The following is a 26747-nucleotide window of genomic DNA, read 5'->3' as shown; positions in this document are numbered from 1 at the left end:
TTATTAAAATAAAAAATCAAAGATGAGCAAAGAATCTGTTGACGTTCTTGTAATCGGAGCCGGACCCTCCGGATGCGTGTCTTCTTCGTACCTGAAGAACAATAACGTCAGCGTAAAAGTAGTTGAAAAGACAAAATTCCCGAGGCTGGTAGTCGGAGAAAGCTTAATTCCAAGGGTTATGGATCACTTTGAGGAGGCCGGACTTTTCCCTGCATTAGACAAAATGGGCTTTGAAAAAAAGCTTGGGGCTCGTTTCCTTCGTGGTGATGAGGTCTGCATTTTTGATTTCAGCAACAAATTCGGGGAAGGCTGGGACTGGACCTGGCAGGTTCCGAGAGCTGATTTTGATAATACTCTTGCTCAGGAGGTAATTAATAAAGGGATTGATCTTGAGTTTGAAACCGAAGTTATTGATATCAGGTTTGATGGTACAAATTCTGTGACTACAGTAAGAAATAAAGATGGAGAAACGAAAGAGATCCATGCTAAATTTGTTATTGATTCCAGCGGCTACGGAAGAGTACTTCCCCGTCTGCTTGACCTTGAAAAACCTTCAAAACTGTCTCCTCACTCTGCTATTTTCTCTCATGTAAATGATATTAACAGAGAACCGGGAGAGGAAGGAACTTTGATTTCTTTTGACATTATTGAAACTGAAGTATGGCTTTGGGTTATTCCTTTTTCTAATGGAAATACCAGTGTGGGAATTGTAGGTCCTACTGAATATATTGACAAATTATCTGAAAACGGAGATGCTGCAGAAGCTTTAAGAAAGGCAATTTCTCTTTCAGATTATTATGTAAAACGTTTTGGAGAGGTAGATTTTCTTTTTGAACCTAAACACCTGAAAGATTATTCATGTTCGGTTAAAAGTTTATTCGGGGACGGATTTGCTTTAACGGGGAATGCTTCAGAATTCCTTGATCCTGTATTTTCTTCGGGAATGGCTTTTGCCACAGAATCCGGAATGCTGGCGGCAAAACTGGCATTAAGACAATTAAACGGCGAAAAAATTGACTGGCAGACAGAGTACTCAGATTATATTTTATATGGTGTGGATGTTTTCACCACGTATGTAAAAGAATGGTATACGGGAAATCTTCAGGAATTATTTTTCCACCAGCCGGAAAACCCGGACGTAAAGAAAAAGATCTGTGCTGTTTTAGCAGGCTATGTCTGGAATAAAGACAATCCTTTTGTGAAAAAGCATGATACAGTGATTAAAAATCTTGCCAACCTGATCAAATTAGAAAAACAGGAACAGCAAAACCAAGCATAAAAAAACGGTCTGAATTTTCAGACCGTTTTTTGTTATTTCATAGATTTTTTGATTTCTCTTCCCAGATATCTTCCAGTAGATTCATAAGCTGCCGCTATTCTCCCGTACTCCATTACAAATTCTTCATTCTGCACAAATTTATCAAACTTTTTAAGCTCTATTTCAGCTAAAACAGCAGAAGGATTATTGGTTTCTATCAGTTTTATTTTACCTGTTATTTCAGCGGTCATTGCAGTAAGCCCCGCATGCCATCCCGGAAATATCCAATGGGTTTCTACCAACAGCGTATATTTTGCAGAAGCATCTTTTTTAAATGAAATATTCTTATACGTCTTATTAAGTCCTTTTGCAAAATAATTTGCATACTCATTTTTATATTTTTCCCATTCTTCAATCCATTTTTTCCAGGCCTCTTCTCCTCTTTTAGGATTGTCAAGAACTTGTTTTTTTCTGTTTTCAAGGTATTGAGCTTCTGTAATATTTTCTTTCATAAACAGAACATTCTCAAACTTAACCTCAACATTTACTTCGGTCTGATCTTTCAAAACGCCAAGACTTCCGGCAACTATTTTCATTTTCTCTTGTCCGAAAGCTGTAGTCATTATAATGACAAAGACCAGCAAGAATAACTTTTTCATATGGTATTAGTTTTTTATTTTAAAAACCCAAAGATATTTACTTTTATTAATAAATGACCATAAAAAAACAGTCTGAATTTATCAGACCGCTTTTTGTTATTTTGTAGCTACTTTAATTTCTTTTCCCAATTTTTTACCAGTAACTTCATAAGCTGCAGCTATTCTTCCGTACTCCCATGCAAATTGTTGATTCATTTGCTTACCTCCTATTTTATCTGCCTGCAATTTCATAACCACTTTTGAAGGATTATCAGTTTCCACAAACTTCATATCTGCTGTTAATTTTGCCTCCTGAGAACCTATCATTCCGCCATACCAACCAGCATAAATCCATTTTGCATCAACAATCAAAGTATATTTTGTCTGTGCATCCTTTTTGAAAATTATTTTTTTTGATTTTCCATTGATCCCTTTAAGAAAATAGTCCAAATATTCAGATGTTTTAAACTGTCCCCATTGATAAATCCAATTCTTCCAAACAGCTTGGTTTTTTTTTGCTGTGATGTCTGCCTCCCTGTTTTCTAGATATTGAGCTTCTGTAAAGTTTTTTTCCTGATAAGTTGCATTATCAAATACCAATTGAACATTTACCTCAGTTTGATCTTTTAAAAAGTCAAAATTTCCTTGCTCAAAATTAATTTTATTTTGGGCAAAAGTTGTGGTTGCAATAGATAAAAAAAGCAACAATAATAATTTTTTCATCGTGTATATATAATATTTAAGCCGCCAAAGATATATAAAAAGGGGGCCATCATTTATTCTTTCGATTTAATTTCATCTCAAATCAATAAAAGTAATTGGTTTTCTGCTGTTTGGATTAAAAACTGTTTTAGACAGAATATCAAAGTCTATGATTTCAATTTTCGGGCTTACTCTCAATTTTGCACGGAAATGATCTCTTACTTCATTGACAAACCCTTCGTGTTCTGCTTCAGTACTTAATTTGATGATAATTTCATCCAACCCTATTTCATTAGCCTGAATAACGATTTGATAACATAAAATGTTGTTAAAATCATTCAAAATATCATTCATCGCAGGAGGATACAATGTTGTCCCCTTATATTTGATCATTTGCTGTTTTCTTCCTACTACAGGTCCTAACCTCATCGTATTTCTTCCGCATTGGCATGGTTCATAATGGGCTTTTACAAGATCTCCGGTTTTAAACCTCAACAGAGGAATAGCTTCTACTCCTAGCGTGGTAATCGTCAGTTCTCCACTTTCTCCATCTTTTACAGGATTTCCTTCATCATCTAGAATTTCTGTAATGATGAGTTCCGGGTGGTGATGTCCTCCGATCTGGAATTCACATTCTGTAAAAGCGGTACTCATTTCGGTAGAAGCATAGGTGGAAAAGAGTTTTATATCCCACTTTTCTTTAATTTTCTGCGAAAGAATATTATCTGTAAAATCCTGGTTTTTGATACTTTCTCCGATACATACAGCCCCGTAAACACTTGAATTTTTATAATCCAATCCATGTTTTTCGGCATAATCAATCATTTTCAGCAGAAAAGAAGGCACGGTGATCAGATATTTAGGTTGATATCTGAAAATTGAATCCCATTGAAGTTCGGGAATTCCGGGTCCCATTCTTACCACACTTGCACCCATTTTTCTTAAACCCAGAAAATAGGCAAGACCTGCCATAAATCTTTTATCTATGGTGGTAATCATCTGAACCACATCTCCTTTTTGAATCCCTGCACAGGCGAAAGATATCGCTTCATTGTAAGCCAGTCTCTCAAGATCGCTGTCGGACAATCCGAAAGTAACCGGATCTCCCAACGTTCCGGAAGTGGTACTGTAATCGACAATTTTATCCGGTGTTATGCAGAAAAAATTATTATTATACTGCTGAAGATCATTCTTTGTGGTGGTAGGAATCTTCTGAAGATCTTCCAACATACGGATGTCAGCAATATTGATAGTATTTTCTTTGAACAGTTTCTGATAAAAGGGTGAATGATTCTCAAGATAGGTCAAAAGCTCACGAAGTTTTTCTTCCTGAAATAGTTTGATTTCCTGAGTCCCTGCTTTCTCGATTAACGGATGAAATTCCAATGATTTTAATTTTTAAAAGGCAAATTTATTTAATTAAAATGAAAAGATTTAAAGATTCAACTTTTAAAAGATGATTTATCTCTGAAATGTAAAGGTTTGTGTATTGGCATTCCCAGCAGTATTAGCTGTGGTTACTTTTAAAGTATGGGAACCAGTTCCTTTCGGGCATCTTTCATCGAAAGTATAAACAAAATTATCTTTTACACGGGCAAATCTAAGCCATTTCCCATCCAGCTCGGCCCGGAATGAAACAATATCTCCAATTTTCGAGGTTCCTTTTAACAATAATGAACTGTTATTAACCAATGCTCCTTCTGTCCAGCCTGATGAAACAGAAGGCAGATTATTGTCTATTAATAATTTTGCAGTGCCCAATCTATTGAATTTTCCTTCTGCCCAATCACCACTCCATTTTACCTTAACAACAGTATTATCACTGCCATAATCAAGGAGGATAACGGCTTTATCTTTCTCTGTATTGGTTAATTTTCTATTGGGTTTTATTCTCAAAATATATTCATCCTGAACAGGAATGTACGGACTCTGTAAAATAATGCTATTTGAAACAGCATTCTGATTGGCATCCGGCTTTTCATAGGCATTAAAATTCACAGCATCATACATGGCATTTTTACTGAAAGCAATTTCAGCATTTTCTGTGGTAATAGTTTTCGCTTCGTTAGCCATTATTGTTTTTGCAGTAGAAGATATTTTGTCTGAGGTTTTGTTTAACTGAAGTTTTGTTGTTAAACGGCTTGTATTTCCTTTAACATCTTTGAGGACAATTTCAATGGAATGAACATTTTCATCCTGAAGTTTGATAATCCCGGTTAAATTTGGAAAGCTATAATTCTGTAGTTTCATTCCCGGTAAATCAGCTAAGTGCTGAATTCCCATTTTATCCCTGATAAATTTGGTATAATCTATACAACCGTTGATATATCGCGTGTCATCATAGTGGATTTTATCAATTTTAAAACTGTAAATCAGCTTGCCATCCATCAATAGTTCTGCATTATAAATCCCAAGATTAAATCCTTGATTAGCTTTATCAACGGCTTTAATAGCAAAACTTATTTCCGGAGAATTTACCTGAACAAGATTAGAAGTATAAACATTTCCTGCTTTTTTAACAGCAACACCATTCGCACCAGGTTCATAAGTACTGAAACGTCGGTCATACCAATACAATCCACTTATAATAGGTGCTATATTATCAGGAATAGCAAAACCAAAAAGTAACGGATTAAGGCATTCTTCTGTTTTGGTATCTCTTATTTCAAAATGAAGGTGTGGTCCTGCAGATCCTCCCGTATTTCCACTCAAAGCAACTCGCTGTCCTTTCTCCACAGGAAACTGTCCGGGTTGAAAAGTAATGTCTTGCTCCCACTTTTCGTCTTTATATTGTTTTTCCTTTACATATTCATCCAGTTTACTAAAGTATTTATTCAGGTGGGCATATACCGTAGTATAACCATTGGGATGTGTGATGTACACTGCATTTCCAAATCCATATCGCTCCACTTTTATCCTGCTTACATAGCCATCTGCTGCTGCAAGAACCGGTAAATTCTCCTGGCTATTGGTTCTCAGATCCAATCCCATATGAAAGTGATTCGTCCGGACTGCTCCAAAATTGGCCGCCAGCTGCATGGGAATATTTAAAGGATTTCTGAAATAATTCTGAGGATAGCTAGTTTGAGCTTGTACAATGCTTGTGTTGATAAAACAAACAAAAAGCATCAGGTAATAATAGATTTTCATACAGCATTTGGGTTTATACGTCTATTAAATGTACAAAATTCCGGCCAATGAGCGGTTGTTATCATAATCTGTTTTTAGAATCACTTTTATTTTTATACGCCAAGTTTTGTCGTTTCCAGCATTGATATTTGCCTCATAAAGATTCAGATGAAAGAATGATTTCTTTTGATCTGATTTTATTTTCCAACAACCAGAACATAAAAATAGTATTAATGAAAAAACTTAAAGATGAATTTTAAAGACCCTTTAAAAAAGATGGACGATTTTGACAGAATCAGTCGGGAAATATGGGCAGATATGAAAGGAGAAAAAGTGGCTACCAATTCCGTAGAACCTTTTTTCACCAACCTTTGGGTAGACGAGGGAAAACTTTTCAGAGTGCTTGCTTCTTCCACAGATTTCAACACTTATCTTTTCGATGCAAGGAAAAACTTTATCAACTATTCGCAAGAAGTAGAAAAAGTAAATCTGAAAGAAATCCCTCCTGCGAAAATTGATAATGTAAGGGTAAAGGCCAAGATGATTGAAAAATTAGTCATACAGGAGCCTAAAATAGACCCGAAACAGTTTGAAAACTCTTTTTTAGAACGTATTGATAAAAAAGTATGGGTCAGTGTAAGCCCAGGCTATATTGATCCTAAAAACTACACCCATCACACAGAAATAGGAATCAGAGAAAGAAACATTAGCTGTACCATCAATATTCCTTATCGTGAATATAACAGAGAAGCCACCCAGACCGTAATAAACGAAGTAGAAACCACTATAAGCTATTCTTCGAAATCACCTGATGCGATAAAAATTAACCTCAGCGATGTGGAAGATTATATGGATATGATCACTTATCTTTTTCCTTATCACCGAGAGATGGCGCAAGTAGGTCTGATTGCCCACTTTGAGGAGGCAGGAAACGGGCTTACCACAATTGATGATCTGATGTTCTTCTATAACCAGCTCCCTAATTTCGCCCTAACAGGAGTAGACTACAAAGGAAAAGCAAAGAAGCTTTCAGATGAAATGCTATGGGATCATTTTTTACAGTTCTTAAATTTTGATTCTCAATTGCTTCGCGATGTAGACTCAATAGAGAAAGCGGCGGCCGTGGCAGTGGAACCCTTCAGAGATAAAAGCCGATATGCCATCCGCATTCTCACAGCTATTTCCGGAGAATTTGTTTATAAAAAGATTAAAAATGATCCTAAGCTCATTCTTCACATTTATCATTCTTTAGATGGAGAAAGTGTGTATATGGGAAAAGGCATTATTTCAGATACCAATCAGGTTGCCCATGGGCAAATGTTTGAAAACAAAGAGCTTTTTGTCATTTACGTTACAGCTTTTATGCAGGCTCAGCACGCCATGGATGACGCTCATCAACCTCTGCAAAGAGGTTCTCTTTTCGCATTGGGAGTCAGCAGAGATTCTGACACCATAGAAAGGCATTGTGAGCTTACAGGTTATTTTATGGAAGGAGATCCTGATAATATTGTCACCTTGATTAATACCATAAAAGTATTTAATCTAAAAACGAAGGAAATTGAAGCTGAAAATGAGATTGAAAACGGAGAATTCAGACCTCTCGACATGCTGCATCTCAAAGTGTATGAAAAAGCAAAACTTTCTTCCGGCAAGATTCAAACTCTTGAAACAGATACTGAAGTTCCTGCATTATTTCTTTATCACATTGCTCAAAAAAAGGCAGTAGAGGATGCATTGAGATGTTTGCGTGTTGCTGCAGATCTTATGGTAATATCAGCCAGTCTTGCAACTATAGAATCCGGAGTATCAGGATTGCCTTTATATGTGGCTTATGCCGATATTGGGGTTGCCCTTTCAGATTTTTATATAGAGACTCAGCTCAGAGATGAACTTCAAATGACTACCAAAGGGCAAGATCTTTTAAAATTATGGGATAATATTTATATGGTTCAGGGCACAACAAGTGCCATGGCGAGTATGCTTCCTAAGGCAGAAAAAGCACTGGATGCCACTGTAGAAGTATTATACACTTCCAGATATCCGCGTCAGCAGGAAAGCATACAAAAGTTAATCAAAAATACATTATATTCGTTTCCTTTAAGGAATTATTCTAAAAATGGATTAAATGTTCTTTCAAAAGCCAGCGTTGAAAAGGCTATCACACATTCTTCTGATTTTGAGAAGTTAAGAGTACTTTTTGTAGAGAATGCAGCGAAAGAGATTGGTGTACTTCATAAAGGAAAATTATTTTTCCAGGGAAAGTCTCCCGCAAGGACCGATATTTTTTTAGATTATGTCTATAGAAGAGCCGGAGGAAATGTAGGTAAGCTTGAAGAAGAGTTTAGCAGATTTGCCGGAATGGCAGAGAATATATTTGTAAGTCGAGAAGTCCCCACTATAGAAAAGTTTGAGGCAGGATTAAAAGCGCTTTTAGAAACTGATATTACTGCCAAAAATGCGATAGACTTCATTGATGAGGCTAGAATTTATTTTAACCATAAAATTATTATTAATGCAGAAGGTAAGAAGGAAATTGTACAAATAGCAAGTCATAATTGCGTAGAAGTGGTAAAAGTAGTAGAAGAATTTTTTAGAACAGGAAAGATTAATACAGCAGCTGTTTCCAATGCCCAAGAGTATTATCTACTAGAGGCACTATATGGTGAAAGCTTTAGATCATATGAACTTAAAACATTAAGAACTAAAGAAGAGATTATGCCTATTGGAGACAGAGGAATTTTATTGTGCGAAAGAGCGGGAGACTTAGACTCACATGTCATTAATATTTTAAAGGTAGAAAAAGACAGGATAAAATATATTGAGGGGCAAGTCATTTCAAATGAATTGAATTTACTACAAGAATTTAAATCATTCAAATTTTTAAAAACAAATTAAATATATTATGTTATCAAATATAGAAATAATCAGTGTTGCAAAAGATTATATAAAAAAATTAAGTCAAAAGTGGGAAATAGAACTTACTATTGCAGAGGAACGCTCAATTCAAAAAGAATATGGCATGGTATTTTATTTTAACTCAAAAAAATTTGTAGAAGACAAAATTGAAAAAGCCAAGCTAATAGGCTGCTCTCCATTCTTGGTAGAGAATAAGACTGGTAAAATTGTAGTGTTTGGAACAAATAGATCTATTGACTACTACATTCAGGAATACGAAGCAGGAAGATGGCCAGATATAACAAGACTTAGTGACTTAGAATAATTCACAGCCACCTTCGGGTGGCTTTTTTATAGATAATATGGCTTCAATTTCATACTCAAAACAGTCTGAAAAATTCATTTACTAACCATTCACCATTCACTTTTTCTCACTTTCTTCATTTATATTTCTGAAATTGAACTTTTTAATAGAAATTACCTAAATAAAACATATATTATAAACCGACAAATTTTAGTAAATTTGCAGACTTAATTAATCAACGATATTGAGATATTTACAATGAGCCAATTTAAAGAATACAAAAACCTCAACCTTATTGACGTAGCAGAGAATGTAGCGGAATTTTGGAAACAAAATAAAACCTTCAATAAGAGTGTTGAGATTCGTCAGGGAAATCCTGAGTTTGTTTTTTATGAAGGTCCGCCTTCAGCAAACGGTATGCCTGGAATTCACCACGTAATGGCAAGAGCATTGAAAGATATTTTCTGCCGTTACCAGACTCAAAACGGAAAACAGGTTTTCCGTAAAGCTGGCTGGGATACGCATGGTCTTCCTGTGGAACTGGGTGTAGAAAAAGAATTAGGAATCACAAAAGAAGATATTGGCAAAAAAATCTCTATTGAAGACTATAACAAAGCTTGTCGTGAAGCAGTAATGCGTTATACCGATGTTTGGAATAACCTTACAGAGAAAATCGGATATTGGGTAGACCTTGATGATCCGTACATCACATACAAGTCAAAATATATGGAAACCGTTTGGTGGTTATTGAAGCAGTTGTACAGCAAAGACCTGTTGTACAAAGGATATACTATCCAGCCTTACTCACCGAAAGCAGGAACAGGACTTTCTTCTCACGAGCTGAATCAGCCCGGGACTTACCGTGATGTCTCAGACACAACGGTTGTAGCTCAGTTTAAAGTAAAGAAAGACTCTTCAACATTGTTCAATGATGTTGACGGAGATGTACATATCCTTGCATGGACGACGACTCCATGGACGCTTCCATCCAATACGGCTCTTACTGTAGGTAGAGATATTGAATATGTTGTAGTGAAAACCTTCAATCAATATACCTTTGAACCTGTAACTGTTGTTTTATCAAGTGTTCTTTTACCTAAGGTTTTCGGTAAAAAATTTGCAGAAGGTACAGATGAAGATTTTGCCAGCTACACTCCGGAAACGAAAGTAATTCCTTTCAGAATACTAAAAGAATTTACAGGAGAAAAACTTGTTGATACAAGATATGAGCAATTAGTTCCCTGGTTTACACCAAATGATAATCCTGAGAATGCATTCAGAGTAATCTTAGGAGATTTCGTAACCACTGAAGACGGTACAGGTATCGTTCACACGGCACCTACTTTTGGTGCGGATGATGCGAGAGTTGCTAAAATGGCTCAGCCTGAAATCCCGCCAATGTTGGTAAAAGATGAAAATGATAATCTTGTACCATTGGTAGACTTACAAGGTAGATTCATCAAAGGAGACAATGTGCCTGAGGTATTCTCTGGAACTTACATCAAAAATGAATATTACGATGAAGGAACTGCTCCTGAGAAATCTTGGGATGTAGAACTTGCTATCCTGTTGAAAACAGAAAACAAAGCCTTCAAAGTAGAGAAATATGTCCACTCTTATCCACACTGCTGGAGAACAGATAAGCCGGTATTGTACTACCCGCTTGATTCATGGTTTGTGAAAATGACGGCTGTAAAAGACAGACTGGTTAATTTGAACAAAGAAATCAACTGGAAACCGAAAGCTACCGGAGAAGGACGTTTTGCCAACTGGCTGGAAAATGTAAACGACTGGAATCTTTCCCGCTCAAGATATTGGGGTATTCCGTTGCCAATCTGGAGAACAGATGATTTGAAAGAAGAAAAGATCATCGGTTCTGTAGAAGAATTATACAACGAGATAGAAAAATCAGTTGCAGCAGGATTGATGACTGAAAACCCGTTCAAAGGGTTCATCATCGGAAATATGTCTGAGTCTAATTATGAGCTTGTGGATCTTCACAAAAACGTAGTAGACAAAGTAGTATTGGTTTCTGATTCAGGAAAAGCAATGAAACGTGAAAGCGACTTGATCGACGTTTGGTTCGATTCAGGTTCTATGCCTTATGCCCAGTTGCATTATCCTTTTGAAAACAAAGAACTAATAGACAACAATAAAGCATTCCCAGCTGATTTCATCGCAGAAGGTGTTGACCAGACCCGTGGATGGTTCTACACGCTTCATGCCATCGGAACTGCTGTGTTTGATTCTGTTGCTTATAAAAATGTAATGAGTAACGGTCTTGTTCTGGATAAGAACGGACAGAAGATGTCAAAACGTCTAGGAAATGCTGTAGACCCGTTCGAAACACTTTCTGTTTACGGACCGGATGCTACCCGTTGGTACATGATCTCCAATGCAAACCCATGGGAAAACCTGAAGTTTGACATTGAAGGAATAGACGAAGTAAGAAGAAAATTCTTCGGAACCCTTTACAACACCTATTCATTCTTTGCTCTGTATGCGAATGTGGATGGCTTCAGCTATTCTGAAAAAGAAGTGGAAAACCGTCCGGAAATCGACAGATGGATTCTTTCTGAACTGAACTTATTGATCAAGGAAGTGAAAGCTTTCTATGAAGACTATGAACCAACAAGAGTAGCTAGAGCAATAAGTAACTTCGTAAATGATAACTTAAGCAACTGGTATGTAAGATTGTGCAGAAGACGTTTCTGGAAAGGAGATTATTCTGACGATAAGATCTCTGCTTACCAGACGTTATACACTTGTCTTGAGACTGTTGCAAAACTATCTGCTCCAATTGCTCCGTTCTTTATGGATCAGTTGTATCAGGATTTAAATAAAGTAACAGGTAAAGAAAACTGTGAATCTGTACACCTTACAGACTTCCCGGTAGCTGATGAAAGCTTAATTGATCAGGATCTGGTTGAAAAGACTCATTTAGCTCAGAACATTACAAGTATGGTTTTCTCTTTGAGAAAGAAAGAAAATGTAAAAGTTCGTCAGCCATTACAAAAAGTATTGGTTCCTGTGTTGGATTCTAAAGCAGAAGAGCAGATTCTTGCTGTAGCAGACCTTATCAAGCAGGAAGTCAACGTGAAAGAATTACAGTTAATTAATGCTGAAGAGGCATCTCACTTAATTGTAAAACAGATAAAACCTAACTTCAAAACTCTTGGTCCTAAATTAGGAAAAGACATGAAAGTAGTAGGTGCCGAGATTACCAATCTTACCACAGAGCAGATTGCAGGTCTTGAAAAAGAAGGAAAACTAGATGTTCAGGGATATGAGATCACACTTGATGATGTGGAAATCTCTACAAAAGATATTCCGGGATGGACAGTTACTTCCGATGGAAAAACAACTGTGGCATTAGATTTGACGTTAACCGATGAATTAAAATCTGAAGGTATCGCAAGAGAGTTCATCAACAGAATTCAAAACCTGCGAAAAGACAAAGACTTTGAACTGACAGACAGAATTTCAATCACATTGGAAGAAAACTCTCCTTTCTTACATGAGATTAAGAAAAATGAAGAATATATTTCTTCTGAGGTCTTGTCAAATAAAATAGAAATTGTATCTTCACTTTCAAATTTTAACGAAATCGAAATAGATGAGGTTAATTTTAAGATAAATGTTGAAAAAAATTAACATGTAGTTATTATATTTCAAATTCCATTTCATAATTTTATTAAAAAAGAGAACGAATATGTCAGACGAAAGAGTTAGATACAGCGATGCTGATTTACAGGAATTTAAAGCGATCATTAAAGAAAAAATAGAAAAAGCAGAAAAAGATCTTCAGCTAATCAGAGAAAGTTTCATCAACGACCAGAATAACGGAACAGATGACACCTCTCCTACCTTCAAGGCTTTTGAAGAAGGAGCAGAAACGCTGAGCAAAGAGCAAAATTCTATTTTGGCAGGAAGACAGGAAAAATTCGTGCGTGACCTTAAAAATGCTTTGATCAGAATCGAGAATAAAACGTATGGTGTTTGCAGAGTAACAGGAAAACTGATTCCTAAGGAAAGACTTTTAGCCGTTCCTCACGCTACGCTGAGCATCGAAGCGAAAAATATGCAAAAATAACCGTAAGGTTTGTAAAATAATATTGGGTTTATATCGTATTCACGGATACTTTATAAACCTAATTTTTAATGTATACCCATGAGCGAATTATTAATTTTGGGATTTATTGTCGCCATAGTCCTGCTGTTTTTCAACAGAGAATGGATCAAAAACAGATTCTTCCCTGATCAACAGAAGAACTATACGATTGATGATCAATTCAATTCTGATAAACGCGAACGGGAGAAAGAGATTGACAGACTTTTGAGTAAGATGGGCAAAAACGGAATCAATGATTTGTCTGAAAAAGACAGAAAACGACTCGACGAATTGTCCAAAATGTAAAAAAATAAATAATAAGAAATGGAATCTATTATAGTACATCCAAAAAATGCAATGGAGCTTAGCGCACTGAAAGGTGTCCTGAAAGAAATGGGTATTAAATTTGAAAAAGCTCATGTTAAAAGTTCGTATAACGGACAGAAAGTGGTCAAGAAAGCAAGCGACAACAAAAATGTAAAGCCTGCTGCTGCAAAGCCTTCAAAACCTAAAGAACAATAATGAAAAAGATTTTAGCGATAACATTTTTAGTTCTGTTAATTGACCAGGCTTCAAAAATTTATATCAAAACTCATTTTAATCTGGATGACAGCGTAACTGTTTTGCCGGGTTTTAAGCTGACCTTCGTAGAAAACCCAGGAATGGCTTACGGATTTCACTTCGGAGGAATCATCGGAAAATATTTTCTGGTAATCCTGAGAATATTCCTGATCGGAGGAATGGTTTATATGTTTAAAAAATGGCTGAAAGAAGGAGCTTCCAACTATCTTTTGATCCCAATGGCGGTCATCTTTGCCGGAGCAATCGGAAATCTTATCGATGGAATGTTCTACGGAATGATCTTCGACAGCGGAACAGTATATGATCCAAGTATTGACCGATGGATTGGCTATGGAGGGATTTCTAAGTTTGCCCCTTTCGGACACGGATATTCTACTTTTATGAAAGGATGTGTAGTTGATATGCTTCACTTTCCATTGGTAGACTGGTATGTTCCTGAAAGTTGGCCATTAATTGGCGGAAAGCATATTGAATTTTTCAAATATATTTTCAATGTTGCAGATTCTGCCATTACTGTAGGAGCGGCATTCTTATTAATATTCAGAAAAAAAGCTTTCCCTAACGGTCTGGAGTTTTAAAAGATCTATTTCGGATGAAAAAAATAATCAAAAATATTTTTAAAATTTTCCTGCTTCTTTTCGTTGCAGGAATTATTTTTATTGCCTGGGTAAACTACAGCATCAAAAAGGACAGCGAACCATTCGTTTCCTACAATATTGCTGATGTACCGGAAGCAAAAACAGGTTTATTATTAGGAACCGGAAAGGTGCTGAGCGATGGAAGCCCGAATGCTTATTTCTTTAACAGAATTAAAGCCGCAGCAGATTTATTTAAAAGCGGAAAAATACAATATATCATCGTAAGTGGTGACAACAGCACCAAAGATTATAATGAACCTGAAGACATGCAGCTGGCATTGATGCAGAGCGGAGTTCCACAGGATAAAATCATTATGGATCATGCCGGATTCCGAACCCTGGATTCTGTGGTAAGAGCGAAAGATATTTTCAGCCAGACAAAACTGGTTATTATCTCTCAGAAGTTCCACAATGAAAGAGCGGTCTTTTTAGCCAGAAAAAATGGAATGGAAGCCTTTGGGTACAACGCAGCGGATGTGAATAAATATGCAGGATTAAAGACCAATTTGAGAGAATATGCTGCAAAAGCTAAAGCCTATTGGGATCTACTTTTCGGAGTGGAACCTAAATTTGGGGGAGAGAAGATTGTGATTCCTTAGTTTTTTTTAACCACGGATTACCACAGATGATTAAGGAAAGATAAATATTACTTGGCCCTTGATTCCTTTAATCTTTTTACTTTTTTCATCCTTTATTCCCGGCAAACCTCGTAAATTTGCTATTCATTAATTTTTAAATATAAATTTTAAACAAATGTCAAGAATTCTTACCGGCATTCAAGCCACCGGAACACCCCATCTTGGAAACCTATTGGGGGCCATTATTCCTGCTATTGAACTATCCAAGCAGGAAGGAAATGAATCATTTTTATTTATTGCGAATCTTCATACGCTTACTCAGATTAAAGATGCGCAGACTTTAAGACAAAATACCTACGAGATTGCTGCGGCTTGGCTTGCTTGTGGATTAGATACTGAAAAAACATTTTTCTACAGACAAAGTGATATCGCTGAAACCTGTGAACTTTCTTGGCATTTATCATGTTTTTTTCCTTATCAAAGATTAACATTAGCCCATTCATTTAAGGATAAGGCAGACAGACTTCAGGATGTAAATGCTGGACTGTTTACTTACCCTATTTTGATGGCTGCAGATATTTTACTGTATGATGCTGAAATTGTACCCGTAGGAAAGGATCAGCTTCAGCACCTGGAATTTGCAAGAGATGTAGCTTCAAGATTCAACAATCAGATGGGTGAAATTCTTGTATTGCCACAATCTGAACTTCAGGAAGATACAAAATATGTTCCCGGAACAGACGGTCAGAAAATGTCAAAATCCAGAGGAAATATCATCAATATTTTCTTACCTGAAAAAGAACTTAAAAAGCAGGTAATGAGTATTGAGTCGGATTCGAAATCTTTAGAAGAACCTAAGGATCCTGAAACTGATAAGACATTCCAGATTTATCAGCTTGTTGCTACGCCTGAACAGACTGAAGAATTAAGAACAAAATATCTTGCTGGAAACTTCGGATACGGACATGCTAAAAAAGAATTGCTGGATCTTATTCTGGTACGTTTTGCCAAAGAAAGAGAAACGTTCACTTATTATATGAGTAATCTTGACGAACTGGAAGCAAAACTTCAGGAAGGAGCACAAAAAACAAGACCTATCGCTCTGGAAACGCTGAAAAGAGTAAGAACAAGCTTAGGATTTTAATGCTGAGTTTTAAAACATAAGAAAGCCTTTCGTTTGAAAGGCTTTTTCTATTTTTATAAAGTATTTTTTTTAACTGGCGTTATTCTTTGTCAGGATAAAGTAATGCATCTGATCTCCATATTCATAGTCGATATCCCAGCCTGGATATTGTTTGATGATAGTCTTAATGATGGACAATCCCAATCCGGTAGAGGCATGATCCGATCCCTGTTTATAGAAACGGTTGAAAATTCTGGATTTATCTAAAGGAATAGATGCTCCGCTGTTTTGGAAAGTTATCCGGCTATTTTCAACAATGATATTAAAACACCCTTCCTGATGGTTATATTTAACCGCATTTTTAAGAAGATTAGACAATAGAATATCTGCCAGATCCTGATTAAAATCTGCTATAAATTGTCCTTTCTCAATGATATTGACCTCTATTTTTTTAAAAGCAATAAAATCTTCATAATTCTGAACCAGCTGAGCAATCATCCCATTAAAATTGACGTCTGATGTTTTATTAAACTGACTGTTCTCAATTTTGGAGAGCATTAATAAAGATTTATTTAGTCCCACCATTCTCCTCAAGTCATTCTTCACATCGGAAAGAAATGTCAGATTCTTTTTATCAAGATCATCATTCTGAATCATGAGATCAATCTTATTGATCACAATCGCCAAAGGAGTCTGAAGTTCATGAGAAGCATTTTCAATAAACTGTTTCTGCTGATAAAAAACAAGTTCATTACGCTCAATCATTTCATTGATTTCCACATTTAATTCTTCAAACTCAGTGATTTTGTAATTTTGTTTTTCCTGAGAAAAAGGGATTCCGAACTGGTATTTTTTTAGTTTATCCAAAATCCGGTAAAACGGTCTCGTCGCTTTATTAAGAAGATATCCGTTGACAGCCACGATACTTATGACCAAAAGGATATAAAGTACAATCAAGGCAGTCGTAAGATCGTAGATCAATTCATCTTCTTCTACAGTGGAAGTTCTTATGACAAGCCGTTGATTCTTTTTGAACTGATCAATAAAGTCCGCCTCAAGAACCCGGTACGGCTGGTCTTTATCATCATATTCCATGTAGTACATCTTGTTGTAAAGCCTGCTTTTGTTTTGATATTCTTCAGTTTTGATCGGGTTGATTTTAAATTCATTAAATCCAAAATCATTATTATTCAAAAGCTGAGGATTAAGATAAACAGCTTTGATGATCTGTATTTTCCGGTTCCTCAATCCATCATCTACGTTGTCATGCACTTCATCCAGAATATACGCATAAAACAGCCCTGCCCAAACCGCAATAATAAACAGCAGGATCATGATCAGGTATTTTATGGTGTAGTATTTTAATGAAACTTTCATCAGATGAATTTATATCCTATTCCGTACACAGCCTGAAAATCGGCTTCTGCATTGAGTGTTTTTAATTTTTTACGAAGATTTTTGATTTGGGAATAAATAAAATCCAGACTGTCTGCCTGATCTATATAATCTCCCCAGATCGCTTCTGCCAGCGTTGTCTTTTGCAATGTTTTTTCCGGATGAATCACGAAATAATACAAAAGATCATACTCTTTGCGGTTAAGCACAAGCTCTACTTCACCTATTTTTACTGTTCTGTTCTCCGGATTGATGCTAATATTTTTGTAGCGGATGATATTTTCGCCATCCTGATTTTTTCTTCTGATCACAGACTTGATCCTCGCCATCAGCTCTGCAAGATGGAAAGGTTTTGCAAGATAATCATCAGCCCCTATTTCCAGTCCGGTCACCTTATCATCTACAGAATCTTTGGCAGAAAGAATGATCACAGGATCTTTTTTATGCATTTTTTTGATTTCTTTCAGCAGATCTATTCCATTTCCGTCTGGCAGCATAATATCCAGCAAAATACAGTCATATTCATAAGAAATAATTTTCTCCAGTCCGCTGCTGTAATTTTCTGCATACTCTACAATGAAATGTTCTGCTTCCAGAAATTTCTGTACTGTATCTTTCAGTTCGGGTTCATCTTCTACTATTAAAATCTTCATATTTTCTGGATCTGTATATTCTGCTGCTTCATTAATGTATATCAAATATATGAAATTATAAACGGGAAGAATTGAAGAAAGAGGCAGGAAGTTATATGCATCAACATATTTACGTCCAGCTTCCTACCTCCAGCTTCCTTACTTAACAAAGCGTCCGTCTGCATCAAAAACAACACATAAACCGCTCATCAGGTGAATTTTATAAGCATTATATTTTCTTTCGATGGAATCAATTACGCTGCAAGGATGATTCCTTGTCAGAAATGAAACCATATTTTTTCTAATCTGTGCAGAAGAAATCTTTCTTCCGCTGCTGTTTATTAAATTCCAGTTGACCATATTATTACTATTTAGTGTTTGTATTCGGTGAAGTGTTAGTCATCAATTTTTTTAAAGTTTCCGTTTCTGTCGAATTCAAGCTCCAGTCCGTTAGAAAGTTCTGCTTTGTAAGACCATCTTTTCTTTTCGATCTTAATGATGTAGGTATTGGGGAAATTTTTAGTGCTGTAATTTCTGATGGATACAGGGATGAAACCATAAGGAACTTTCTGATGCTTTCCGTCTACTTCCTTCCAGTTTCCATTACTGTCGAACTCCATTTTCATTCCATTAGTAAGATAAACTTTGTATTCGTCTACTCCATAGATTTCTCTGTCTTCTATTGCTGAGCTTACCGGAATTCCTTTAAAATGGGCAGAAAGAAAAACTTTAGCCGTTTTCGGCAGCTGATTCGCATTGATTGCTCTATCCTGAGCAGAAACAAATCCTACCATCAATAAAAACACAATCATTAATACTCCCGTGATTTTCTTTACATTTTTCATACTATTACATTTTTCTGTTATTATTATGAAGCAAAGTTCTTAATCAATTTGGGAAAGAATTGGGAAAAATGATTTTGATGGAAAATAAGCAAGAAAAAATTTAATTTAACCACAGATTGGCACAGATGACCACAGATGTTTGTGTTAGTTTCTAAAAGTGTTAAAATACAAAAGCCGCTAAAGTTGAATTTAGCGGCTTTTGTATCAGATTATATAATTTTATAAATATTCTTTGATCTGCTGAAGATGGGTAATGGCTTTTAAACCTTCTTTCTGTTTGTCTTCTTTATAGACATCAAAGAAGATGGCTTCCATTCCAAAGTCTGTAGCTCCCATAGCATCTGCAATCCAGTCGTCCCCAATCAGGATACTTTCTTCTTTTCTGGCTTCAGAAAGCCCCAACGAGTATTCAAAAATCCTTGGATTAGGTTTTCTCACTCCCACTGCGTCCGCACTGGTAATTGTTTTAAAATAAGGTGCAATTCCGGACAGCGTACACTTCCTTTCTGTGACCTCCTGAAATCCGTTGGAAATAATGTGTAAGGTATAATTCTTAGCTTTCAGATATTCCAAAACATCTTCAGCGCCTTCTACCAGTTCGTTATGGCTCACAATATTATCAAGGAAATTTTCTTCAAAATAAAGGGCAAGCTCTTTATTATCGATTCCAAAATGTTTAAATGAATCATAAAAACGGTGCTCTCTCAAGTACTCTTTGCCAATAATTCCGTCTCTGATCTTTTCCCACAACTCTTCGTTAATGTCGTGATATACAGAATGAAACTCTTCAAAGTCAATAGCATACTTTGAAGTAATTTCCTGTTTTTCAAAAAGATCTTTGATGGTAAGATAGGCATTTCTGCGGTGATCCCAGAGTGTATTATCCAGGTCAAAAAAAACATGCTGCATTTTCATACAGCACAAAGTTAATAATTTTAATTTTTTGTAATAGGATAATTTTTGCTCTTGCTTTTCACAATCTCAAGGCTTTTAGAAAAATTCAGCAAAAAATCAATTGTTTGTTTCTTAGGTTTCAAAGTTTTCACTTTTAAGGAGTCATTTTTTTTCATAAGCGAAGTATGTTTTCCTTAAAACGTGAGATTTTACAAAATATTATTTATCTGGTTAAGATTATATTGTTTTCATCCATGATTTTTCTCAGGTTGATGAGTGCATATCTTACTCTGCCTAAGGTTGTATTAATGCTCATCTCTGTATGATCTGCGATTTCTTTGAAGCTCAAACCATCAAAAAACCTCAGCTTAATTACTTCCTGCTGGTTTTGTGGTAAAAACTGCAGCATTTTCAGAAGATCTTCCTGAATCTGATTGGTCACCAACTGATCTTCAATATTTTCTGAAGGCTCTCTGATCAAATCGAAAATAGAATATTCATCTGTTTCAAAAGTAGTTTCCGAAACTTTGATATTCTTGGCTTTTGACCTGAAATGATCGATGATTAAATTATGGGAAATTCTTTTCGCCCAAAGAATAAATTTACCTTCTTCGTTATAGCGCCCTTCTTTCAGCATTACAATAATCTTCATGAATGTATCCTGAAAAATATCATTGGCTAAATCTTCATCATTAATTTTGTAAAAAATGAATGTAAAAAGTTCTCTCTGATGTCGGTGAATAAGGGTAGACAATGCGCCCTCGTCTCCTTTCTGGTAAAGGGAAATTAGTAAACTATCCGATTTTGATTTCATAACTCTTCTCAATATAAATATTTGCAGACAGGCATTGCTCCAGATATTTTATCTGGCCTTTGCTGCATAAACAAAACAGTTCTAGAGTAGAGTCTCTTCTATAGGCGGGTACAATTATTATGATGTAAATATAATAATTTTTTAATAACTGTTAACCTATTATTAAATTTTATAGAGAAAAATCTAAAAAAAATCATTTAAACATATCATGAATGAACACCGTAGGGATATTTAATGTAAAATTAATATTCAATCCTTTCATCTCTTTTCCGTTCAATCGGGTATCACCAATAGGAAAAGCATAGCCTCCTGTAAGATCCAGCATCCCAAATAGGGTTACTCCAATCTTCGGAGCAATATATTTAGTAGTTCCTTCCACTCCTGCTAAAAAGTAATAAGAGTGATAGAAATCTACATTTTTTTCAAAATTAAGAAGAACATCTGCCTGCAGTTTCGGCATAATGGCAAATTTGGAATCAGCAACTCCCATCAAAGCAGATCCTCCCAATCTGTAAATCACATCGTCATTCTTAAGAAAAAGCAATTTACCACCTATCTCACCAAAACTTTGGTTCTGGTACGTATATCCCACACTGATCATTTTATGCATGGTATATTGAGCTTTTACCATTGTACTCAGTAAAAACACGGATAGGATGGCAACTACAGTTCGAAAATTCATCATCTTTCTATATTATTATAGTGTAAAATTAAAAAAAACTGCCTTATCCAGAGATAAAGCAGTTCATTTATTATTCTTTAAGGTAAATTAAATTCCAAAAGCGGTTTTAATTTCCTCTACTTTGTCTAATTTTTCCCACGTGAAGAACTCAAGACCTTTTAAGGTAAGCTCTTTTTTGTGCCCTTTGTTGAAAGTTTTATCAGCTACATAATGCTCTTTCCCCATGTGTCCGTAAGAAGCTGTTTCCTGATAAATTGGGTTTCTCAATTTTAAGTTCTGCTCAATCGCATAAGGTCTTAAATCGAAGATTGTAGAAACTTTTTTCGCGATATCTCCGTCATGAAGATCTACTTTTGCAGTTCCGTAAGTGTTGATGTATAAACCACAAGGCTCTGCTACTCCAATGGCGTAAGAAACCTGTACCAAAACTTCATCTGCAACTCCTGCAGCCACTAAGTTTTTAGCAATATGTCTTGTAGCATACGCAGCACTTCTGTCTACTTTAGATGGATCTTTTCCTGAGAAAGCACCCCCTCCGTGAGCTCCTTTACCACCGTAAGTATCAACGATAATTTTTCTACCAGTAAGACCAGTATCTCCGTGAGGTCCTCCGATTACGAATTTCCCTGTAGGATTGATATGATATTTAATTTGATCGTTGAATAAAGCTTTAATTTCCTCTGTTTGTTGTGCAACAACTCTTGGTACAAGAATATTTTTAATATCCTCACGAATCTTGTTCAACATTTCTTCTTCGCTTCCGAAATCATCATGTTGAGTAGAAACTACAATAGAATCAATTCTGATGGGCTTATGATCGTCAGAATACTCAATTGTTACCTGGCTTTTTGCATCAGGACGAAGGTAAGTGATTTCCTTATTTTCTCTTCTGATTGCAGAAAGTTCTTTAAGGATGGTGTGTGCAAGATCCAATGCAAGAGGCATATAGTTAGCCGTCTCATTGGTAGCATACCCAAACATCATCCCCTGGTCTCCAGCTCCCTGTGCATTTGCTTTAGCTTCAAAAGACTCATCATTTACGGCTCTGTCAACACCTTGATTGATATCAGGTGACTGCTCATGGATTGCAGAGATTACTCCACAAGAATCTCCATTGAACATATATTCTCCTTTTGTATATCCAATTCCGTTGATTACTTCTCTGGCAATGGTTTGTACATCAAGGTAGGCATCAGATTTTACTTCTCCTGCCAATACCACCTGTCCGGTTGTTACAAGAGTTTCACATGCTACTTTTGAGTTTTTATCATATGCTAAGAAATGGTCAATTAACGCATCGGAAATTTGGTCGGCAATTTTGTCCGGATGTCCTTCTGAAACTGATTCAGATGTAAATAAATAAGACATATAATTCTTTTGTTTTTAAAGATTTAAAAATAGTGTTTGCGAAAAATATGAATGAAATTGCCCAGAAAAAAGAATACTGTTTTAGCATATTTTTATAGAGGTTGCAATCAGGTCAAATTTTTCCTCGTAATAAACGTCAGCAAATTTAAGCACTATTTTCGTAATACTCAAAGATTTTGTTTATTAATTACACTTTTATTTAAATTGATGATTTCTATCACTTTAAAGCATTTCCATTACTGAGGCTTAATGCTTACAAATTCCTTCGGACTTTCGTGATAATTCAGCTTAAGTTCTAAAGAAGTTTTGATAGAATGTGATAATTCATCAATAATTTTTTGTTTAAAGGTTGGTTTATAGTAAATAATACTAATTTCTCGATAAGGGAAAGGCTTTTTGAATCTGAAAACATTTTTCTTTTGCTCTTCTGAAAGCTGGCTTAATGCAAGCTCAGGCAAAATACTGATTCCTCCTACCTTATCCACCATATGAACCAACGTCTGAATATTGGAAGCTAAAAAGTCTAAGTTTTTAGGCTTCAAAGTATTTTCCTTAAGGTGGCAGATGTTTTCAAACTGATTTCTCAGGCAGTTTCCTTCTTCAAGCAGCCAAACTTTTTCTACATTCAGATCTTCCGGAATGATGTAAGAATTCTTTTTGTTGGCTTCCGTATTGGAGCTGTAAATCATCAGTTCTTCATTGAAAAGGAAATCCTGATAAAACTCGTCAGCAGTATCATACGGAGTAGAGATAATTCCCGCATCCAGTTCTCCTGCTTTTAAAGCTTTAATAATATTATCAGTAGTCATTTCTTTTACATTCATCTGGATCTTTGGATTCTCTTCAAGGAATTTGAAAATTTCCGTTGGCAGAATGAAAGAAGAAACAGTAGGAATAATACCCAGATTGATAGTTCCTCCTAAAATATTATTCAAAAGGTTGGCTTTGTTTTTTAGTTCATTGACAGACTCGATAATTACCTTTGCCTGATCAATAATCTGAAGCCCCACATCCGTAGTACGAATCGGGTGAGTAGTCCTGTCGAACACCTTCACATCCAGTTCATCCTCAAATTTCTGTATCATGGCACTTAACGTAGGTTGGGTAATAAAACACGCCTGAGCGGCTTTACCAAAATGTTTATACTTATCTACAGCGATAAGATACTCCAGTTGCTGAATGTTCATTTGATTAATATTATCTATTACAAAGATATAACGTTTTTGCTATTAGCAATTAAAAATTCAAGTAAATTTGATATTCATTACCTTTACACTTGGATTTAGAAAAACAAAAACATTTATACAAATCATTAAAGATATGGATTCTAAAAAATTAACGTTAAGTAACGGCGCACCTTATTTTGAGCATCAGGATTCACAGACGGTAGGACCAAGAGGCCCGGTATTGCTGCAAGACTTTATTCTTCAGGAAAATCTTGCGCATTTCGTTAGGGAAAGAATTCCTGAAAGAATTGTGCATGCCAAAGGAAGCGGAGCTTACGGAACTTTTACCGTAACGCATGACATCAGCCAGTACACGAAAGCAAAGCTGTTTTCAAAAGTAGGAAATTCATGCAGAATGTTTGCGAGATTTTCTACGGTAGGTGGAGAAAAAGGAAGTGCAGATACTGCAAGAGATCCAAGAGGCTTTGCCTTAAAATTTTATACTGAAGATGGAAACTGGGATCTTGTAGGAAATAATACCCCGGTATTCTTTATTAAGGATGCAAAAAAATTCCCGGATTTTATTCATACTCAAAAAAGAGTCCCGAAAACAAACTTAAAAAGTGCTACGATGATGTGGGATTTCTGGAGCTTAAATCCTGAATCACTTCATCAGGTTCTTATATTAATGTCGGATAGAGGAACTCCGCATGGCTACAGACACATGCATGGTTTCGGATCTCATACTTTCTCCATGATCAATGATAAAAATGAAAGAGTATGGGTAAAATTTCACTTCAAAACAAAGCAAGGCGTAAAAAACTTTACGGATGAAGAAGCTGTAAAAATGGCTGGAGAAAACCCGGACTTTGCACAGGAAGATCTTTGCAATGCTATCGAAAATGGGGATTTCCCGAAATGGACCTTATATATACAGGTAATGACAGAGGAACAGGCAAAAGATTTCAGATGGAATCCTTTTGATGTAACCAAAGTATGGTTCCATGATGATTTCCCCTTGATTGAAGTAGGAGAAATGGAGCTGAATGAAGTACCTGTCAATTACTTTGCCCATGTGGAACAATCTACTTTTTCACCAAGCAACCTTATTAACGGAATCAGCTTCTCACCGGACAAGATGCTTCAGGGAAGATTATTCTCCTATCCTGATGCGCACCGTTACAGAGTGGGGGTAAACTCTCATCAGCTGGAAGTGAACAGATGTCCTTTTGAAGTTAACAACTACCAGAGAGACGGCTTCATGGCAGATTCAAGTTATTATCAGGACAAGCCCAATTACCACCCGAACAGCTTCGATGAAATTAAAGCAGATTCTGATTATAAAAATTTTGAATATGAATTAGATAGTGCTCACGTGGCAAGCTATAACAGAAATGATAATGACAGTGATCACTACACTCAACCCGGACTTTTATATTCAAAAGCAATGAATGCAGAAGACCGAGATCACCTGATTAAAAATATTATAGGCAGCATGAAAGGCATCAGCGGACCTAAGAAAGATGAAATTATCAATAGGCAGCTGTGTCACTTTTTCAGAGCCAATATTGAGCTTGGCATGAAAGTAGCTTCTCAGCTAAATGTAAATATTGATGCAAATATGATGAATCATTCCAAATAATCATATTGAACAATAAATTAAAAAAAAGGAAAAAAAAATAATATTTTTTCCTTTTTTTTGTAAAAAATTCATAATTTGCAAAGGATGATATTTTAAAGTGGAAAAATGAGTTACGAGAACATATTATTAAAAAAAGAAGATAAATTATCTATCATTACCATAAATAGACCTGAAAGTTTAAATGCTTTAAATGCAAAAACCATTCAGGAGATCAGTACCGCAATGGATGAGCTTAATGCTGACCATTCCTGCAGGGTAATTATCCTTACCGGAAGTGGAGAAAAATCTTTTGTAGCGGGAGCTGATATTAAAGAATTCAGTGATTTCGGACAGGAAAAAGCTGAAGAACTAGCAAGAAACGGACAAAATATTTTGTTCAATAAAATAGAAAACATGTCTAAACCTGTCATTGCAGCCGTAAACGGTTTTGCATTAGGAGGAGGTTTGGAGCTTGCCATGGCATGCCACATCAGATATGCATCGGAAAACGCCAGATTGGGGCTTCCTGAAGTAACTCTTGGATTAATCCCGGGATACGGAGGAACTCAAAGGCTTCCAAAGCTTGTAGGAAAAGGTATTGCCAACGAAATGATCTTCTCTGCCAAAATGATCCCCGCCCAAAAGGCAAAAGAGATCGGACTGGTAAATGAAGTATACCCTATTGAAGAATTATTAACCAAAACGAAAGAATTAGCAAATACGATTGCCCACAATTCACCAATGGCAATCTCGAAGGCTATAAATGCCGTGAATTTATCTGACACGGAGAAAGGTTTTGAAACTGAAATCAAATATTTCGGTGAACTTTTTGAAATGGAAGATAAGAAAGAAGGAGTTACTGCGTTTCTAGAGAAGAGAAAGCCTAACTTCTAAATCTTTCTAAAAGATTTTAATCCAAATTATTTCGAAAAAAACAATGCTGCGGTATGAATAAGTTTGATAAAGCTTATCTAAAAATGGCTCAGGAATGGGCAAAACTCTCCTACTGTAAGAGAAAACAGGTGGGAGCTCTTATCGTAAAAGATAGGATGATTATTTCAGATGGCTACAACGGGACTCCTTCGGGATTCGAAAACTGCTGTGAAGATGAAGAAGGGAAAACACACTGGTACGTATTGCATGCGGAGGCCAACGCTATATTAAAGCTGGCCGCTTCTACTCAATCTGCAAAAGGGGCAACGTTATACTTAACGCTGTCTCCCTGCAAAGAATGTAGTAAGCTGATTTTGCAGGCAGGAATTGCGAGGCTGGTGTACATTAATGAGTATTCGGATGACGATGGAATATCGTTCCTGAGAAACCATAACATTGAAATAGAACAAATATCGGACTGTGAACTAAAAAAATAAGC

General features: G+C 36.0%; 26 protein-coding genes. 13 read left to right on the top strand and 13 right to left on the bottom strand.

Features of this window, described 5'->3' with window-relative positions; translation table 11 throughout:
- The first annotated feature begins 22 nt into the window (after nucleotides 1-22).
- Nucleotides 23-1279 carry an NAD(P)/FAD-dependent oxidoreductase gene (locus CQ046_RS11525; RefSeq protein ID WP_105702381.1) on the top strand — a complete coding sequence of 419 codons (1257 nt, stop codon included), beginning with the start codon at nucleotides 23-25 and terminating at the stop codon, nucleotides 1277-1279.
- A gap of 32 nt (nucleotides 1280-1311) precedes the next feature.
- Here CQ046_RS11525 and CQ046_RS11520 read toward each other — a convergent pair whose 3' ends face one another.
- The 4 genes from CQ046_RS11520 to CQ046_RS11505 all read right to left on the bottom strand — a co-directional run bounded on the left by CQ046_RS11520 (nucleotide 1312) and on the right by CQ046_RS11505 (nucleotide 5748).
- On the bottom strand, nucleotides 1312-1917 hold the full coding sequence (locus CQ046_RS11520) for a hypothetical protein (RefSeq protein WP_123906610.1): 606 nt from the start codon (nucleotides 1915-1917) through the stop codon (nucleotides 1312-1314).
- A 96-nt stretch (nucleotides 1918-2013) separates the two neighbouring features.
- Nucleotides 2014-2619, bottom strand: coding sequence for a hypothetical protein (locus CQ046_RS11515; RefSeq protein WP_105702379.1), 606 nt, complete (start codon nucleotides 2617-2619; stop codon nucleotides 2014-2016).
- 72 nt (nucleotides 2620-2691) lie between these two features.
- The gene (locus CQ046_RS11510; RefSeq protein WP_105702378.1) at nucleotides 2692-3984 is read right to left on the bottom strand and encodes a phenylacetate--CoA ligase family protein; all 1293 of its coding nucleotides are present in this window, start codon (nucleotides 3982-3984) and stop codon (nucleotides 2692-2694) included.
- 75 nt (nucleotides 3985-4059) lie between these two features.
- Nucleotides 4060-5748: a M23 family metallopeptidase gene (locus CQ046_RS11505; protein WP_105702377.1), complete on the bottom strand. Its 1689-nt coding sequence runs from the start codon at nucleotides 5746-5748 to the stop codon at nucleotides 4060-4062.
- 228 nt (nucleotides 5749-5976) lie between these two features.
- Here CQ046_RS11505 and CQ046_RS11500 point away from each other — a divergent pair, with 228 nt between their 5' ends.
- From CQ046_RS11500 to trpS, 9 genes are all read left to right on the top strand, one after another.
- Nucleotides 5977-8622, top strand: coding sequence for a hypothetical protein (locus tag CQ046_RS11500; protein ID WP_105702376.1), 2646 nt, complete (start codon nucleotides 5977-5979; stop codon nucleotides 8620-8622).
- A gap of 7 nt (nucleotides 8623-8629) precedes the next feature.
- Complete coding sequence (locus CQ046_RS11495; RefSeq protein WP_105702375.1) at nucleotides 8630-8947, top strand: hypothetical protein; 318 nt, start codon at nucleotides 8630-8632, stop codon at nucleotides 8945-8947.
- Between the two features lie 237 nt (nucleotides 8948-9184).
- Nucleotides 9185-12580, top strand: a complete 3396-nt coding sequence (ileS, locus tag CQ046_RS11490; RefSeq protein WP_105702374.1) for an isoleucine--tRNA ligase — start codon at nucleotides 9185-9187, stop codon at nucleotides 12578-12580.
- Between the two features lie 58 nt (nucleotides 12581-12638).
- Complete coding sequence (locus CQ046_RS11485) at nucleotides 12639-13019, top strand: TraR/DksA family transcriptional regulator (protein WP_002983772.1); 381 nt, start codon at nucleotides 12639-12641, stop codon at nucleotides 13017-13019.
- Between the two features lie 78 nt (nucleotides 13020-13097).
- Nucleotides 13098-13343, top strand: coding sequence for a DUF6576 domain-containing protein (locus CQ046_RS11480; protein ID WP_105702373.1), 246 nt, complete (start codon nucleotides 13098-13100; stop codon nucleotides 13341-13343).
- An 18-nt stretch (nucleotides 13344-13361) separates the two neighbouring features.
- Nucleotides 13362-13559: a DUF2683 family protein gene (locus tag CQ046_RS11475; RefSeq protein ID WP_105702372.1), complete on the top strand. Its 198-nt coding sequence runs from the start codon at nucleotides 13362-13364 to the stop codon at nucleotides 13557-13559.
- A complete protein-coding gene (locus CQ046_RS11470; protein ID WP_105702371.1) occupies nucleotides 13559-14197 on the top strand; it encodes a lipoprotein signal peptidase in 639 nt (212 codons plus the stop codon). Before CQ046_RS11475 ends, CQ046_RS11470 begins: the two co-directional genes overlap by 1 nt.
- A gap of 14 nt (nucleotides 14198-14211) precedes the next feature.
- The gene (locus tag CQ046_RS11465; protein WP_105702370.1) at nucleotides 14212-14856 is read left to right on the top strand and encodes a vancomycin high temperature exclusion protein; all 645 of its coding nucleotides are present in this window, start codon (nucleotides 14212-14214) and stop codon (nucleotides 14854-14856) included.
- A gap of 154 nt (nucleotides 14857-15010) precedes the next feature.
- Nucleotides 15011-15979 (top strand): tryptophan--tRNA ligase, encoded by a 969-nt coding sequence (trpS, locus tag CQ046_RS11460; RefSeq protein ID WP_105702369.1) that lies wholly within the window; start codon nucleotides 15011-15013, stop codon nucleotides 15977-15979.
- A 69-nt stretch (nucleotides 15980-16048) separates the two neighbouring features.
- Here the strand turns inward: trpS and CQ046_RS11455 are convergent, their stop codons facing one another.
- The 9 genes from CQ046_RS11455 to CQ046_RS11415 form a co-directional block, all read right to left on the bottom strand.
- Entirely contained in the window at nucleotides 16049-17335 is a 1287-nt protein-coding gene (locus tag CQ046_RS11455; RefSeq protein ID WP_105702368.1) for a sensor histidine kinase, read from the bottom strand.
- Nucleotides 17335-18006: a response regulator transcription factor gene (locus CQ046_RS11450; protein ID WP_105702437.1), complete on the bottom strand. Its 672-nt coding sequence runs from the start codon at nucleotides 18004-18006 to the stop codon at nucleotides 17335-17337. Before CQ046_RS11450 ends, CQ046_RS11455 begins: the two co-directional genes overlap by 1 nt.
- A gap of 138 nt (nucleotides 18007-18144) precedes the next feature.
- The gene (locus tag CQ046_RS11445) at nucleotides 18145-18345 is read right to left on the bottom strand and encodes a PepSY-like domain-containing protein (RefSeq protein WP_105702367.1); all 201 of its coding nucleotides are present in this window, start codon (nucleotides 18343-18345) and stop codon (nucleotides 18145-18147) included.
- 35 nt (nucleotides 18346-18380) lie between these two features.
- Nucleotides 18381-18830: a PepSY-like domain-containing protein gene (locus CQ046_RS11440; RefSeq protein ID WP_105702366.1), complete on the bottom strand. Its 450-nt coding sequence runs from the start codon at nucleotides 18828-18830 to the stop codon at nucleotides 18381-18383.
- Nucleotides 18831-19049: 219 nt separating this feature from the next.
- Nucleotides 19050-19745, bottom strand: a complete 696-nt coding sequence (locus tag CQ046_RS11435) for a YjjG family noncanonical pyrimidine nucleotidase (RefSeq protein WP_105702365.1) — start codon at nucleotides 19743-19745, stop codon at nucleotides 19050-19052.
- Nucleotides 19746-19947: 202 nt separating this feature from the next.
- Entirely contained in the window at nucleotides 19948-20538 is a 591-nt protein-coding gene (locus tag CQ046_RS11430) for an RNA polymerase sigma factor (protein ID WP_002983793.1), read from the bottom strand.
- A 193-nt stretch (nucleotides 20539-20731) separates the two neighbouring features.
- A complete protein-coding gene (locus CQ046_RS11425) occupies nucleotides 20732-21223 on the bottom strand; it encodes a hypothetical protein (protein WP_105702364.1) in 492 nt (163 codons plus the stop codon).
- A gap of 84 nt (nucleotides 21224-21307) precedes the next feature.
- Nucleotides 21308-22588, bottom strand: a complete 1281-nt coding sequence (metK, locus tag CQ046_RS11420) for a methionine adenosyltransferase (protein WP_105702363.1) — start codon at nucleotides 22586-22588, stop codon at nucleotides 21308-21310.
- Between the two features lie 236 nt (nucleotides 22589-22824).
- A complete protein-coding gene (locus CQ046_RS11415; RefSeq protein ID WP_034692517.1) occupies nucleotides 22825-23775 on the bottom strand; it encodes a LysR substrate-binding domain-containing protein in 951 nt (316 codons plus the stop codon).
- A gap of 133 nt (nucleotides 23776-23908) precedes the next feature.
- Between CQ046_RS11415 and CQ046_RS11410 the strand changes: the two genes are divergently transcribed.
- The 3 genes from CQ046_RS11410 (at nucleotide 23909) to CQ046_RS11400 (ending at nucleotide 26745) form a co-directional block, all read left to right on the top strand.
- Nucleotides 23909-25396 carry a catalase gene (locus CQ046_RS11410; protein WP_105702436.1) on the top strand — a complete coding sequence of 496 codons (1488 nt, stop codon included), beginning with the start codon at nucleotides 23909-23911 and terminating at the stop codon, nucleotides 25394-25396.
- Between the two features lie 105 nt (nucleotides 25397-25501).
- A complete protein-coding gene (locus CQ046_RS11405; protein ID WP_105702362.1) occupies nucleotides 25502-26269 on the top strand; it encodes an enoyl-CoA hydratase/isomerase family protein in 768 nt (255 codons plus the stop codon).
- A 53-nt stretch (nucleotides 26270-26322) separates the two neighbouring features.
- Nucleotides 26323-26745 carry a deoxycytidylate deaminase gene (locus tag CQ046_RS11400; protein ID WP_053327481.1) on the top strand — a complete coding sequence of 141 codons (423 nt, stop codon included), beginning with the start codon at nucleotides 26323-26325 and terminating at the stop codon, nucleotides 26743-26745.
- Nucleotides 26746-26747: the final 2 nt, after the last annotated feature.

The sequence above is a fragment of the Chryseobacterium sp. MYb7 genome, assembly GCF_002979455.1.
GTDB lineage: Bacteria > Bacteroidota > Bacteroidia > Flavobacteriales > Weeksellaceae > Chryseobacterium.
The sequence above is the reverse complement of the archived record's forward strand: the minus strand, read 5'-3'. Positions and strand labels throughout refer to the sequence as shown.